Origin of the sequence: Maribacter spongiicola (assembly GCF_004364165.1) — a bacterium.
GTDB classification, from domain to species: domain Bacteria; phylum Bacteroidota; class Bacteroidia; order Flavobacteriales; family Flavobacteriaceae; genus Maribacter; species Maribacter spongiicola.
Genome location: NZ_SOAY01000010.1, coordinates 1,407,871 through 1,422,436, shown reverse-complemented (window position 1 = coordinate 1,422,436; position 14,566 = coordinate 1,407,871). Strand labels below are relative to the sequence as shown.

General features: G+C 35.9%; 8 protein-coding genes. 3 read left to right on the top strand and 5 right to left on the bottom strand.

What is annotated here, in order from left to right:
• Nucleotides 1-22: 22 nt before the first annotated feature.
• From CLV90_RS06600 to CLV90_RS06580, 5 genes are all read right to left on the bottom strand, one after another.
• Nucleotides 23-1,531 carry a sulfatase family protein gene (locus tag CLV90_RS06600; RefSeq protein WP_133686674.1) on the bottom strand — a complete coding sequence of 503 codons (1,509 nt, stop codon included), beginning with the start codon at nucleotides 1,529-1,531 and terminating at the stop codon, nucleotides 23-25.
• A 110-nt stretch (nucleotides 1,532-1,641) separates the two neighbouring features.
• Nucleotides 1,642-2,478 (bottom strand): 3-keto-disaccharide hydrolase, encoded by an 837-nt coding sequence (locus tag CLV90_RS06595; RefSeq protein WP_243835281.1) that lies wholly within the window; start codon nucleotides 2,476-2,478, stop codon nucleotides 1,642-1,644.
• A 165-nt stretch (nucleotides 2,479-2,643) separates the two neighbouring features.
• A complete protein-coding gene (locus CLV90_RS06590; protein ID WP_133686672.1) occupies nucleotides 2,644-4,191 on the bottom strand; it encodes an alpha-L-fucosidase in 1,548 nt (515 codons plus the stop codon).
• Nucleotides 4,192-4,308: 117 nt separating this feature from the next.
• On the bottom strand, nucleotides 4,309-5,931 hold the full coding sequence (locus tag CLV90_RS06585) for a DUF5060 domain-containing protein (protein WP_133686671.1): 1,623 nt from the start codon (nucleotides 5,929-5,931) through the stop codon (nucleotides 4,309-4,311).
• Nucleotides 5,932-5,971: 40 nt separating this feature from the next.
• A complete protein-coding gene (locus tag CLV90_RS06580; protein WP_133686670.1) occupies nucleotides 5,972-7,633 on the bottom strand; it encodes a sulfatase family protein in 1,662 nt (553 codons plus the stop codon).
• A 564-nt stretch (nucleotides 7,634-8,197) separates the two neighbouring features.
• Here CLV90_RS06580 and CLV90_RS06575 point away from each other — a divergent pair.
• Genes CLV90_RS06575 through CLV90_RS06565 form a run of 3 tightly spaced genes read left to right on the top strand, consistent with a single transcriptional unit; the run spans nucleotide 8,198 to nucleotide 14,528 of the window.
• A complete protein-coding gene (locus CLV90_RS06575; protein WP_133686669.1) occupies nucleotides 8,198-11,491 on the top strand; it encodes a SusC/RagA family TonB-linked outer membrane protein in 3,294 nt (1,097 codons plus the stop codon).
• A gap of 11 nt (nucleotides 11,492-11,502) precedes the next feature.
• On the top strand, nucleotides 11,503-13,050 hold the full coding sequence (locus CLV90_RS06570) for a RagB/SusD family nutrient uptake outer membrane protein (RefSeq protein ID WP_133686668.1): 1,548 nt from the start codon (nucleotides 11,503-11,505) through the stop codon (nucleotides 13,048-13,050).
• Between the two features lie 17 nt (nucleotides 13,051-13,067).
• Complete coding sequence (locus CLV90_RS06565) at nucleotides 13,068-14,528, top strand: PKD domain-containing protein (RefSeq protein ID WP_133686667.1); 1,461 nt, start codon at nucleotides 13,068-13,070, stop codon at nucleotides 14,526-14,528.
• Nucleotides 14,529-14,566 lie beyond the last annotated feature (38 nt).

Below are 14,566 nucleotides of genomic sequence, written 5' to 3'. Positions count from 1 at the left end.
AAACCCAATATGTATCAAATAATCATATTTTAGTTGCATCACCACTAGAACGCAACGTATTGTAAGCATTAAAAAGTTCTTCTACCTTTTCTTTGTATTTAGGTTTATTTACCAAATTGAACTTTTCATTCTCTTCGCTATTATCTTTTAAATTGAATAATGCCAACGGCTTTCTTATGGTGTCGGTTTTATCTTTTTTATCGAAAGCAATTATCAATTTGTAACCGTCTTTGACAATCATAGCTTCTCGACTAGTACCTGATTGATTTATTAAGTATGGATGTACTTCACTAGAAGTTTGGCCTAAAAGCGTAGGTAATAAATTAGCCGAATCGTTTGCTTGGTTTTCTTCAATTTCTTGGTTCGTAATTGCAGCAAGCGTACCTAAAACATCAAGACCTAAAACTGGTGTGTTAGAAATAGAACCTGGTTTAATTTTACCAGCCCAAGATGCAATAAAAGGTACTCTTTGCCCACCTTCATAAGGTTGGTTTTTACCGCCACGATAAATATCATTCGATTGATGACCAGAGGCTATGGTTTCCTTTCTTTGCAGACCACCATTATCAGAAGTAAAAATGATTAATGTATTCTCGTAAATACCCTTCTTTTTAAGCGTCTCTATTAGCATCGCCATTTGTATGTCTAATTCTTTTACAAGATCTAGATGGTGCGATGGTGTGGTTTCAGCTACCTTAATTTCGTTAAGTTCTTTGGTAGGTGTATGTGGCAAGTGCACGGCAAGAGAACAGTAATACATAAAAAAGGGTTGAGCTTCATTCGTATTCTCTATATAATCTATTGCTTTATGTATAAGAAGTGGACCCATATTATGAGGATCCCAAGCGGTGTCGCCTAAACCTTCATCTTTATCAAGCTTGACATCGAGCTTGGTCATATTCTCTTGAGAAATGTAACCTATTTCAGAATTCTCGCTCAAAGGCATCCACTTTTGATCTTCATAAACTGCATACGGCACATTCTGAATTCCGGCAGGGAAAGTTAGGCTATAATCAAATCCGTTTTGTATCGGACCTTTACCTGCTATTTGACGAATGTCTACATCTAGTTCTACATGTTTGCGTGGTCCTTCATGTATTTGTGTGGAATCTCCTTTTTTGTAGAAATCCATTCCAAAACCCCACTTACCCAAAAATGCCGTTTGGTAGCCTGCATTTTTCATTAGTTTACCTAATGTCAATTGATCTGGTTCTATAGGTGAAGGTTGGTACGCACCCCAAACTCCCCAGGGCGCATAACTACGGTAACAATTATTACCTGTCATAATTGCATATCTTGAAGGAGCACAAAGAGCTGCAGGTGAATGTGCATCTGTAAAAACCATACCTTCTTTCGCTAGTTGATCTAAAGCAGGTGTTTCTACTATTATATTTTCAGAGTGCATTCTTCTATAATAAGAAACATCGCCTACCCCAATATCATCAGCTAAAACTACAATAACGTTGGGTTTATCTTGTGCCGACAAAAGAGCAGAAATTGTAAAAAAACAACCTGTAATAAAGTTTTTCATAATCATTATAATAAGCGACTACTAGCATAGTAATGCACTCAAAAATAATTCAATAGCACACCATCGCCAATAACGTATGATTCTGAAACTAGAACGGATGATTAAAGGGGCTAAAAATCCGCGTATTTTGAGGGGAAAGCATTTATTGGAGTAAGTATAATATTCTTGTAGTAAACTTCTGCAGCCTCTGATTGCAATTGAATTTTACCTTTTACAACTGGTATAGTTGCACCATCTATGTCATACCTAGCATTCTTTACCCTGTTTACCACAAAACCATTTACAAGATGAATACTCTCACTACCCAAACAATAAATTTCTAATGTATTCCACTGACCATGTGGCTTTTCATGAAGCTCAGATTTACTTGATTGACTAGCAACAAATTCTGATCCATATTTTAAAGGAGTAACAATACCTTTTGGGGTATACCTGTAAAATGGCTTATCGCCATCCTTTATTTTTCTCTCAACCGGTCCATCACCATATACATTACCTAAAGCAATAAAATCACCACAATCACCTTCTTGAACTTGAAATTCAAGACTAGCCATCCATACATTCCAAAATGCGCCGTGCGGTCCTTTAGCGTGATAGAGTATGCCACTATCTCGTTTTGTATTTAATCTTGGTTCCCATTTCTTATCTCCCCATTTAAATTGTAACGAAAGATGATAATTACCATATTCTTTTTTCGTAGTTAAACCTCCATAAATTTCTCCTGTAATTTTTAATATAGCTTCACCATTCACTTCTTGTACCGAAAATACATTCTTAGGGTCATTATGTAAGCCTAAAGGTTTTCCTGTTTGCACATTATCAAACTTCTCTACATCTAAATCTACAGATGTATGTACAGCGCCCATCCAAATTTCCCATTCAGACAAATTAGCATCTAGCAAATTTATAGCTTCACTATCTGGGCTGTTTTTTGCATCTAAATCCATTGTCGATTTGCATCCGAAAAGCAAAGTGAAAAATAAGATTGAACAAATTAATACTTGGTAAGATAAACACCGCTTATGTAATTTCATGATAATCGATTTTAATAAAAAAAAGCCAAGACCTCTAACAACAAAAGTCTTGGCACACAATAAAATAAAACTAACAAACTATCGTAAATCGAACTGAATAACATACGCGAAGTCACCTGGTTTTTCTTTTGGCATTGTAACCAGTAAACCGTCGGTCTCTTGACTCCACTCAATTTTATCTGTACTACCCAATACTTTTGCACTGGCTATTTCTATATCTTTTACATATTCTGAATCTTTAGCTAAAGATTCAATATTCACCATACCGTCTTTTGGCCAATCAAGAACAATGGCAAAAAGCTTATTATCTTTTATGGTAAACCTGATGTCTTTTGATGACAAACCTTCATTATCACCCTCAGAATGATGTCCTTTTTTTACCTCTGTCGGACCTTCACCAAAAGTTTTCCAGTATGTAGTATCATAAATAGCATCGCCATTAATCTTTAGCCAATCTCCAATTTGAAATAATATAGCCTGCTGATCTTTTGGGATCGTACCGTCAGATTTAGGACCCACATTTAACAATAGATTTCCATTTTTACTTACAATATCTACTAAATCATCTACAATTTCATTAGCTGTTTTAGACTCCCAATTCGTAACATGACTCCAAGAGTTTTTACCGATTGAAGTATCTGTCTGCCATGGTAATTTGCGAATACCAGGTAGCTTACCTCTTTCTAGATCATAAACAACCGTACCTTCAGGAAATGCTTCATGAGAGAAGTTCTTATCCTGTAACACTACTTCTTTATTCCATTCAATACCTTTATTATAATAGTATGCCGCTAATTTTGGTCGTTGATCTGCAAAGTCAGGAATGTCTAGATAAAAATCGAACCATAAGATATCTGGTTGGTAATTATCAATAATATCTTTAGTTCTTGCCCACCACAATTCTTTAAACTCCTGTGAAACCGGTTCATTTAAGTCTTTACCTTTTGTAGAATATAAGTCTGCATTTTTGGGATCTGTAGTATCGAATTTATCTTTTTTATTATAAAAAGACCAGTTGAAGGCGAAATGCGAAGAAGCCCCCATAATCATACCCTTTTCACGACCAGCTTTAAATAATTCTCCTAAAACATCTTTTTTAGGTCCCATGTCAACAGAATTCCATCGTGTTACGTTAGACTTGTACATGGCAAAACCATCATGATGTTCTGCTACAGGTATTACATACTTTGCCCCAGCTTTCTCGAAAATATCGATCCATTGGTTAGCATCGAAATTTTCTCCTTTAAACATCGGGATGAAATCTTTATAACCGAAATCTTTCTGATCACCCCATTTTTCTTTGTGATGTAAATACACATCTGATGGTCCTTTTTGCCCTAGTTCTAACTGTGCAGAAAAGGTAGCAGAATCCATATACATTTTTCTAGGATACCATTCAGAACTATAAGCTGGTACACTGTAGGCACCCCAATGAATAAAGATGCCGAATTTTTGTTTATTAAACCATGCTGGATCTTTGTAATTGGCTTTTATAGATTCCCAGTTGGCTTCGTAAACTGGTTTCGCTTGTACTACAGTTTCTTTCTTTTCTTTTTTATCAGCACAAGAAAAGAATGTTGCTGTACAGACCATAAAAGCGAATAACTTATATCTTTTTAAATTCATGGTAAATATCTCTTATTAGTTTTTCTTAATTCCCTTGAAGCGAAATTCGAATTATCTTGGCGAAAGCATTAAAACGTATGTCTTTTATAATAGACCAAATGATTTATATGCTGCTTTTTAAAGTGAATTAAGCCTAGAAATCAATACTGCATCGGCTTTTCCTTGCCATGGCGATATTAATTTTCCTGTTTTTGGCAACCCTACTTCCTGGCTAAATTCCCCCGTTAAGGTATTGAACCATTGTAATGATCTTATTGCACTTTCTTTTTTAAGAAAAGCTGCATCTATACCATAGTTTTCTTTATGCATGTAAAGCAACACCGTTTCATTATCATCTGTAAGGTTATAAGCACTACCGTTTTTCCAAGGTGTTGGCTTTAGTTTAGTAAAATCAAATGCTGCGAATAGTTTCTGCATATGTTCAAAATACTGGAACTTCGGTTTAACAAAATCATCTGGCTGCTCAAAAGGATTATAGATAATAACATTCCATGAAGCACCTTGCCAGTAATAAGTGGTATAAACGCCAGCAAATAAACACATATAATTTCTACGCAAACAAGTTTCTGCATTTACGTAATCTCCAGTAAAAACAGTATATGGCGACTCTTCGTAGCCACCATGTTCGATATTAAAAATTGGTTTATCCTTAAATTTATTCTTGGCATCTAGCATTTTATCATAAATATTATGAGACCAATTTTGAGTAGAAATAAAATCTACTTTATCAGGAAAGTTAGAGCAGTATTTAAAATCGTGTACAGAGACCAACCTATTAAAGTGGTCATTTTCTCGTATTCTATCAATTCTGCCATGTATGTAATCTTCATCTGCCCTACCATAGTAAAGTGCTTCTTTAGAAATATCCCAAACCATATTTGGAAATGCCTGATAACGTTTTACTACATAGTCGAAATACATATTATCGGCATCACTGTTCATATCTGGCCATGCAACTAATTTGTTCCACACATAAATCATAAGATGTGATGCTATGCGTTTGTCATGCATCATACTTATAGTACGATCTAGTTTTTGAAAAAATACAGGGTTCAGTTCAGAATAATCAGGGTTTTCGTTGTTCCCTAAGAAAGGAAAAATATCATCTGGACCACCAAATTCATGTTCAGGGTGATCTTTAAGCTTTTCATCTTTATCCCAACTTACATCATACGAAAACACATTCATGACTATTTGATTGAATCCGTTTTCTTCAATAAGGTTTAATAAATGCGCTGTTTTAGGCAAGTCTTTTTCATTATGATAATCGAGCGCATACAACCAATCGCATTCAAAAGCCAATAGAAAATATGGCGTACCATCTTCATAATAAAAGTGCTGAGGGTCATTATCGCTAACTACTATACCACCATGATTATCACTTTTAGCTTCGGTTACCTTAACCTTGCCTTTCTTGTTGTTGAGCGATGCAATTTCTGATATAGTTACATAGGTATAATTACCTTCTAAAGTACTTGAGAACCTAATTACCCAATTCTTATCTCCGTTAAAAAAACCAGGTACAATTTTCTGCTCACCATTTTCATGCGTAAAAACTGCCGAAAAATTAGTAGTAAAGGGTGAGTCGCCTATCGTTTTACTTTTAAAGTCAATATCAAGAACTTCCCATTTTTGAACAGAAAGTGTTTTCGCAGCATATTTCTCTTTTCTTAGTTGAGAAAAACTACTAGTTGAGCATAGAATACATAAAACTACTGTTAATTTGAATATGGCTCTCATATGAATTTGAATAAAAATTTAGATTAAAAAAAGCTGCTATTTAATCGTTCCAATGCGCATCGATTACCTTCTGAATATGCGGGTACTTATCCCCATCCTCTTCATTCAAGCTCTTTCTTTTTTCTAATAATTGATTTTTTAGATCGGCAATAACATCTCTATATTCGGGGTTATTATAAGCATTATTCATCTCTTTAGGATCTTTGCTTAGGTCATAAAACTCCCAAGCTACAGGGGTATCCATTTCAAAGCGATTGCCCCAGCTCTTCTTGTTCCAAGTTGCAGCTGGATCTTTTGTATCGACCCAATACTTACCATAGAAAAATATTAATTTGTATTGTTTTGTACGTATACCAAAATGCGCTGGGTTGGCGTGTGCGTGCGCCATATGCATCCAATATCTATAATAGGTAGACTGTTGCCAATCTTCTGGCTCTTCTCCAGTTTCTAAAATAGTTTTAAAACTATGCCCTTGCATTTGTTCTGGGGCAGTACCACCTGCCATATCTATTAAAGTAGGTGCAAAATCGGCATTATTGATAATGGCATCAGTTCTAGTACCTGCCTTTATTTTTTCAGGATAACGTACAAAGAATGGCATACGCATAGATTCTTCATACATCCATCTTTTATCGATATAATCATGTTCCCCTAGCATAAACCCTTGATCACCAGTATATACTATTATGGTATTATCATAAAGACCCTCATCTTTTAAAAATTTAATCAATCGCGCTACATTATCGTCTACCCCTTTTACGCAACGCAAATATCTTTTTAAATATTCTTGATAAGTGGCATGCGTATATGCCCTATCGCTTAAATCTAGTTTGGTTTTAAAATCCGCATTAAAATCAGGATTTGAGATTTTCGTAAACTCATCGCTCCATAATCGCATACCCATACTTCTAATAGTATTTCGTTTAGAAACAGACGAGCCTATAACAGTTAACAACGAATCATTATTTCCTCTAGTGGCAACAGAACCATTATTACCATTTACATACAAACTGGCAGGCTCTGGAATATATGCATCTTCTAAATAATCTTTATATCTAGGCGCATACTCAAAATCATCATGCGGCGCTTTATAATGGTGCATTAAGAAAAATGGCTTGTCTTTATTTCTTTTATCCTTTAACCAATTAATAGTTAAATCGGTGATATTATCACTGGAATGCCCCGTAGTTTCAATTCTATTTTTAGGCCATTCTTCCTCACCTTGTACAATAAACTCGGGATCATGATATTTACCTTGCCCAGGTAAAACCGCATAATAATCAAATGATGCAGGTTCTTCTTCTAAGTGCCATTTACCAACAATAGCAGACTCATAACCTAATTTTCTCATTTCTTGAGGCAGATATTGCCTGTCTGGCGGTATATGCCCCTCCAAGTCTAAAACCCCATTGGCCTGACTATATTGACCTGTAATTATCGTTGCCCTACTTGGGGTACAAATTGCGTTTGTAACAAAACAATTATCAAAGATCATTCCCTCATTCGCTAACTGATCTAAAGCCGGTGTCGGGTTTAGGCTAGCCAATCTACTACCATAAATACCAAAAGCCTGAGTGGTATGGTCATCGGCCATTATATAGATGATGTTTGGTTTTTTAGCCACAACAGTTTCTTGAGGAGCTTCTTCACAAGCAGAAAAAAATACACCTATCAGAAAAATAAAAAAGAGTTTTTTGAACATTTTTAAGAGAGTTTTTAAGATCAGAATTTGCAATACATGATACGCATTATACGCTTTACAAAAGTTACCTATTTTTTAGGATTACGGAATAACAAATGATTTTATGAACAAAACATATGAGTAATATGCAATAAGATAAATTATTTATAAAGACGTAATTCTTTATTTAAACGTGATGTTTTCTTCATTCTATTATTGAAGTATATACTTATATCGATTACCAAATAGATGTAGCATCAAAATTCCGCAAATAAACATATACATAACCTATTTACATAAAACTGCTCCTAGTATATGAGATTGTTGATACCACTAACAATAATGTTTTACACACTAAATTACGTAATGCTGCAGTTGCTATCAAAAACAGATTTCACAATAGTTAAGTACGATTATTAAGAAAATGAAATTAAAAAGTCCTGAAAATGAAAAATAGTCGCCGCTTTAACATTTTTTTTAGACAAACACATTTGTTACCCTTTAAAAATCATTTGTTATCCTAAGCCCAGTGTAATAATTAAATATTTGCAGAACTAAACTTAATTACATTCACAACTTATGAAAATGAAATTCTTATTTAAACGGAAATCCGGAACCCTACTGATAGCAATTCTAGTGCTATTGGGTATGGGTTCCATGAACGCTCAAACGAGCAGCATTCGAGGAACGGTAACATCAGATGACGGTCCATTGCCTGGTGTAAGTGTAGTTGTAAAGGGAACTACAAACGGAACTGTTACTGATTTTGACGGGCTGTATACCATTAATGTAAATAGCGATGATGTTTTGGTCTTTACCTATATTGGTTTTACCAAAAAGGAAATCGCCGTTAATGGAAAAACAACCATCAACACAAAATTAGCTGAAGACGTTTCTGCTCTTGACGAGGTTGTTGTTATAGGGTATGGTTCTGCAAGACGAAAAGATCTTACAGGATCCATAGTCTCCATTAAGGCAGAAGAGTTAAATAGGGTAAAGCCTATTTCGTTTGAAGGTGGTATCGCCGGTAAAGCTGCAGGTGTGCAGATCGTTGCCTCTGAAGGTGGACCAGATTCAGGATTCAAAGTACGTGTACGTGGTGGAACATCTATCAACGCCAGTAGTGATCCACTATATGTAATCGATGGCTTTGCTCTACAGGGTGATAACCAAAGTACAGGTGTAGGTTTAGGTAACTCTACCACGAGTCCTTTATCTTCAATTGACCCAAGTACTATTGAATCCATAGAGGTGTTAAAAGATGCTTCTGCTACTGCAATTTATGGTTCTAGAGGTGCAAATGGTGTTATTATAATTACCACTAAAGGTGGTAAAAAAGGAAGATCCACCTTAAACTTTGAAACCTATACATCTGTTGCGACACTAGCAAGAAAAATTGACCTATTAAAAGGGCAGGAATATGTAGATTGGTGGAACGAATATTTTCCATGGGATCCCAATAGTACAGAACCACAACCTTCAGCTTATAGAGATGAATTTGGTAACAATATTAATTTAAATGACCCTAGAGTTATTCTTACCGATTGGCAAGACGAAATTGCTAGAACTGCCATAACAAGTAACTATAACCTTTCTATGACAGGTGGATCTGACACCAACTCTTACGCAGCATCATTTTCATACTTAAATAGTGAAGGAGTTATTAAGACGACAGATTTTGAAAGATATAATGCTAGTTTAAGATTGAATCAGAATATTTCTAAAAAATTAAAGGCAGGTGTAAATCTAAATATGGGTTTCACGCAATCTAAAGGCGTTGTAACCTCCGCGAGTTCAAATGCTAACGGACAATCTGGTATTGTTACAAATGCCGTTCTTTTTAGTCCAGTACAAGGTTTAACTCGTTACGATGATGCAGAATACGATGAAGATGGTAGAATTCTGTCGTTGCGTTCTGGCGATGTTGTTAATCCAAATAGAATTTTAGAAGGTAACACCAACCGATCATTACGTTTCAATTCTTTTGGGAATGTGTACCTAGAATATCAGTTAGCTGATGGATTAAAGTTTACAACTTCACTTAGAGGTAATTTTGGTTCTAGTAAGGGGCAAGCATATTTCTCTGAGAAATTTGGATACGGTCAATCTGTAGGTGGTAGAGCATTTACCAATAACAGTAATAATGTTGGTCTTACCACAGAGCAAAACTTATCGTTCAATAAAACGTATGGTAAGCATAGGTTAAATGCGACTGCAGTATACGAACAACAAGAGTCTTCTTTTGAATTTACCAATTCCCGATCTACCGGTTTTGATTTACCTGGCGTAAACTTGAATAACTTGGGTACAGCGCAAGAAACCCTTGCTACATTATCAACCTTTAATAAAAACTCTTTAAGATCTGTTTTAGGTCGTGTACAATATGATTTTGACGACCGCTATGTTTTAAACCTAAGTGCACGTTATGATGGCTCTTCTAGGTTTGCCGAAGGTTACAAATGGGGGTTCTTTCCTTCTGCTGGTGTAGCATGGAAAGTATCTAACGAAAATTTCTTAAAGGATAACCAAACAATAAGTAACTTGAAATTTAAAGCGAGTTATGGTGAAACTGGTAATACAGCTATAGGATCTTATAGATCATTACCGCAAACAGCTACATCTTCAGCCATTTTTGATGGTAATCAATTAGCTATTGGTGTTGCAATAGGCAATTTAGTTGTTGATGGTTTAACCTGGGAAACTACCTCTCAGCTAGATGCTGGTGTATCTTTAGGTCTATTTAAGAACAGAATCGCTATAGATGCCGAATACTATAAAAAAGAAACAACAAACTTATTATTGGACAAGCCTATACCAGGTACTACAGGTTTTGAAACCGTATTTACAAATGTTGGAAGTTTAGTAAACGAAGGACTGGAATTCGCTGTAAATACAGTGAATATTGATACCGAAAATTTCTCATGGAATTCTAGCTTCAATATTAGCTTCAACGATAATGAGGTTACAGATTTAGGAGGAGCTACTGAATTCTTTACTAGAGCAATTGGTGACAATCAAATTCCTATCGATTATGTTACCCGTGTCGGTGAACCTGTTGGTTCTATTTACGGTATTCAAAATGATGGTTTGTACCAATATTCAGATTTCGTTGATTTTGACGGATTAACCGATGCTGAAGCTGCTCAAAAAATGTATGCAGATGCTGCTGCAAATGGCGTGACTCTTTATCAACTTAATTACCAGTTGAAAGATGGTGTAGTCGTATCTTCTGGTAGAACCGATACCTCAACCTACAGACCTGGCTTACCTAAGTTAAAAGATCAAATAACTGTAGATACTGATGGTGACGGTATTCCTGATAGTGCCGATGGTATAATAAACTCAGATGACAGAACAATCATAGGACGTACGGTACCAAAGCATTTTGGTGGATTTACCAATAATTTTACGTATAAAAACGTAGATCTTTCTATATTAACGTCATGGTCATATGGTAATGATGTTTACAATAAAAACCTTGTAAGAGGAACTGGTCAAAACATTCCGTTCTTTAATAAATACGGTACTATTAGAGACCGATGGACTCCTGAAAACACAGATACCAATGTGCCTATTATAAATGGTTTTGGTGATGCCGGGGTAAGTGGTAATGCATACTCAGATTACGTAGAAGATGGTTCTTTCTTGAGATTAAGTAACATTACAATTGGTTATAAATTACCAAATAAAGTTACACAAAGCTTAGGTGTAAAATCATTTAGACTTTATGCTGCTGCTGACAATTTATATGTATGGACCAATTATAGTGGTTATGACCCAGAAGTTAGCGTTGGTAACAACCAACTAACACCTGGTTTAGACTCAGATTCTTATCCAAGAGCTAGAACTTTCAGAGTTGGACTAAATATTGGATTTTAAAAAAAACGATTATGAAAAAAGATAGAAAAAATTATTTGAAAGCATTTATTTTACTCGGAGCAATAATTACACTTAGTTCCTGTAGTGATACATTTTTATCAGAAGACCCAGATACGTTTGTATCTCCACCTTTACTTTTGGTAAATAAGGAAGGAGCACAAACGTACCTTAACGGTGCCTATGATGCCGTTCAACAATCTATTGCACCTACTGGTGGCAGTAACCCTGCACCTTGGTCTATTTATTGGGGAACCACGGCGGCCGATGAAGTAGTTTTTCCTAACTGGGGCGGTGAACGTAAATTGATATACTTACATCAAGTAACCCCAACAACTGGTGCAATTAACCAAGCATGGGTTAAATATTATGAGTCTTTAAATAGAATAAACAGTGTTGTAGATAGAATTGATGCGATGTCACCAGATCAAATAGAAAGTGATCTAAAAAACCAATATGTGGCTGAAGCAAAATTTCTTAGAACAACTTTAAATTTCGCATTGGTAAGTTCATGGGAAAATGTTCCGCTACTTAAAAATGAAGTTACATCGCTAGATGACATTAATGTAACGCAAGCTGCACCTTCAGAAGTGTATGACTTTATGGTATCAGATTTAATTTCTGCCTTGCCATACTTACCTACAGAGCAAGGTGGTGGTCGTGTAACTACAGGTGCGGCAAATGCATTATTAGGTAAAATTTACTTACAAATGACTGGTTTTCCATTAAACCAGACCGATAAATTCCCTTTAGCTGAACAAGCATTGAAAAAGGTTATGGACAGTGGTGTTTACGAACTTTTACCAGATTATGCTACCGTTTTTGATTTGGATAATGAACAAAGTCAAGAAATGGTTTTCTCTATTAGTCTTGATGGTCCTGCTTTAGGTGAAGGTGGTATATTAGGATTCTTTTTTGGACCACAAGGTAGTGTACAAAACGGTGGAGGCTGGGGAACCTGTCACATTAACCATAGTTTTGCAGATAGCTACGATATTGAAAATGATGTGCGTATGATCAACAACATAGCGCGACATAATGCAAATAATACCGACCCTGAAACTGCTGTAACAGACCCAGCATCTTGGACTGTGGCCAAAAATACGTGGAGAGGATGGAAATGGCATGCAGAAAGCCCAAATGGTTATGCCAATGACTCTCCTTTTGATTACCCATATATAAGATATGCAGATGTTTTATTGCTATATGCAGAAGCATTGAATGGTCAAAACAAATTAACGCAGGGTGTTATTGACAATACGGTAAATCGTTTAAGAACAAGAGCAGGTTTAACTGCAGCAGATATGATGGTATTAGGTTCTCAAGAAGATAATGCTACAGAATTGTTATCTGAAAGAAGAAAAGAATTGTGTTTTGAAGGTTGGAGACGTAATGATTTGATCAGGTTTGGCAAATATGCAGAGTCCATCTCGGGCATTACACAAGGTGGTCCAAATGCTGGCGATCCTATTACTCAATATGAAGATTTTGAAATCAGATGGCCAATACCAGATGCTCAAATGCAATTAAACCCTAACCTAGTTCAAAACCCAGGTTACTAAACAAAAACATTATAAAAATGAAAAATAAAAAATATTATAGCCTGTGGGTTTTAACACTAGCACTTTTAGCAACATTTATTAGTTGTGAAGAAGATGGTGATGTTAGAGACGGCATAAGAGATGTGAGCTTTAAAGCAACCGCAAAAAACAGAAATATAACCGAAGGAGGTACTATTACATATATTGATTCTTCAACAAATGTTACTAGTAGATTATGGACATTTGCCGAGGGTAGTATACCTACCTCAGATCAAGCAACAGTAGATGTTGATTACCCAACTGGGCAATCTCTAAATGAAGAAGGGGTTCTACCAGGTTATCTTACATCACTATCAGTAACACATGATGATGGTACGGTTGAAGAAGGTAAATTTTTAGTTCGTGTTTATAATAAAGTAACTGCAGATTTTTCATCAGAAGAAACTGAAGTTATTGTCGGTACTAGTACCACTTTTACATCGGTAGTTGAAAATTTACAATCGTTATTTGAAGAAGCTAGAGAAAATGATGGTTTAGAATGGACTTTTGAAGGCGGTACGCCCGCTACTTCTACTGCTGAAAACCCTACAGTAACCTACAATACTTTAGGCACGTACAAAGTAACATTAACTGCACATAGAGAGTCTCCTTTAAGTGAAACTACTAAAACCGTTGATGCATATATCACCGTTGTTGAACCAACACCTGTAGTAGCTGCATTCTCGGCAGATAATAGCAATCCTGCAGAAAATGTTGCCGTAACATATAGCGACGATTCTGCTGGAGCACCAGACGAATGGTTATGGACATTTGAAGGTGGTACGCCCGAGACCTCAACCGAAGAAAATCCTATAGTAACTTATGCTGCTGCAGGAACGTATAGTGTCACGCTTCAATCGACAAGAGTTGCCGATGGAATGACAGATACGATTACAACAGAAGACTTTATTACCGTAACCGGTCCAGATCCTAATTTTATTATCCGTGGTGGCGTAGATGCAGACTTTGCAACTTTAAACGGTTGGGACTTACAAACACCGCCAACAGCTAATACTCCTGAAGAAGATTACGGTATTGTAACTACTGATGGTGTTACCGCTTTAAGAATACAAGCTGGAGCTTCTGGATTAGAAAAAAATACTGTTTTCAGAACTGCTGATTTAGGCGAATTGCCTGCAGGAAATTATACGTTTACTTTTAGGTATATGTTAGAAGGTGGTGATAGAACCTTACCAGGGGCACTTGAATTGAGAACCTATGTAACTGAGTATGGCAATGACGTAGCCTTCGGACCACCAGCACAAGTTTACGGTGCCTTTAAGTTGATGGATTGGACTTTACCTGAAAACATTGGTGTTTGGCAAGAAACTTCTGTAAACTTTACTGTAGCGGCTCCAATAGCGGCAGGATCTGTAAAATTACAATTAAGAATAGGACCAGCTCATGCAAATACTGCAGTGGTACTAATAGACAATGTTTCTCTAGAAGCAGCTGATTAAGCTAGTACTAAATAAACATAGCTTTAATTAATTTCAAA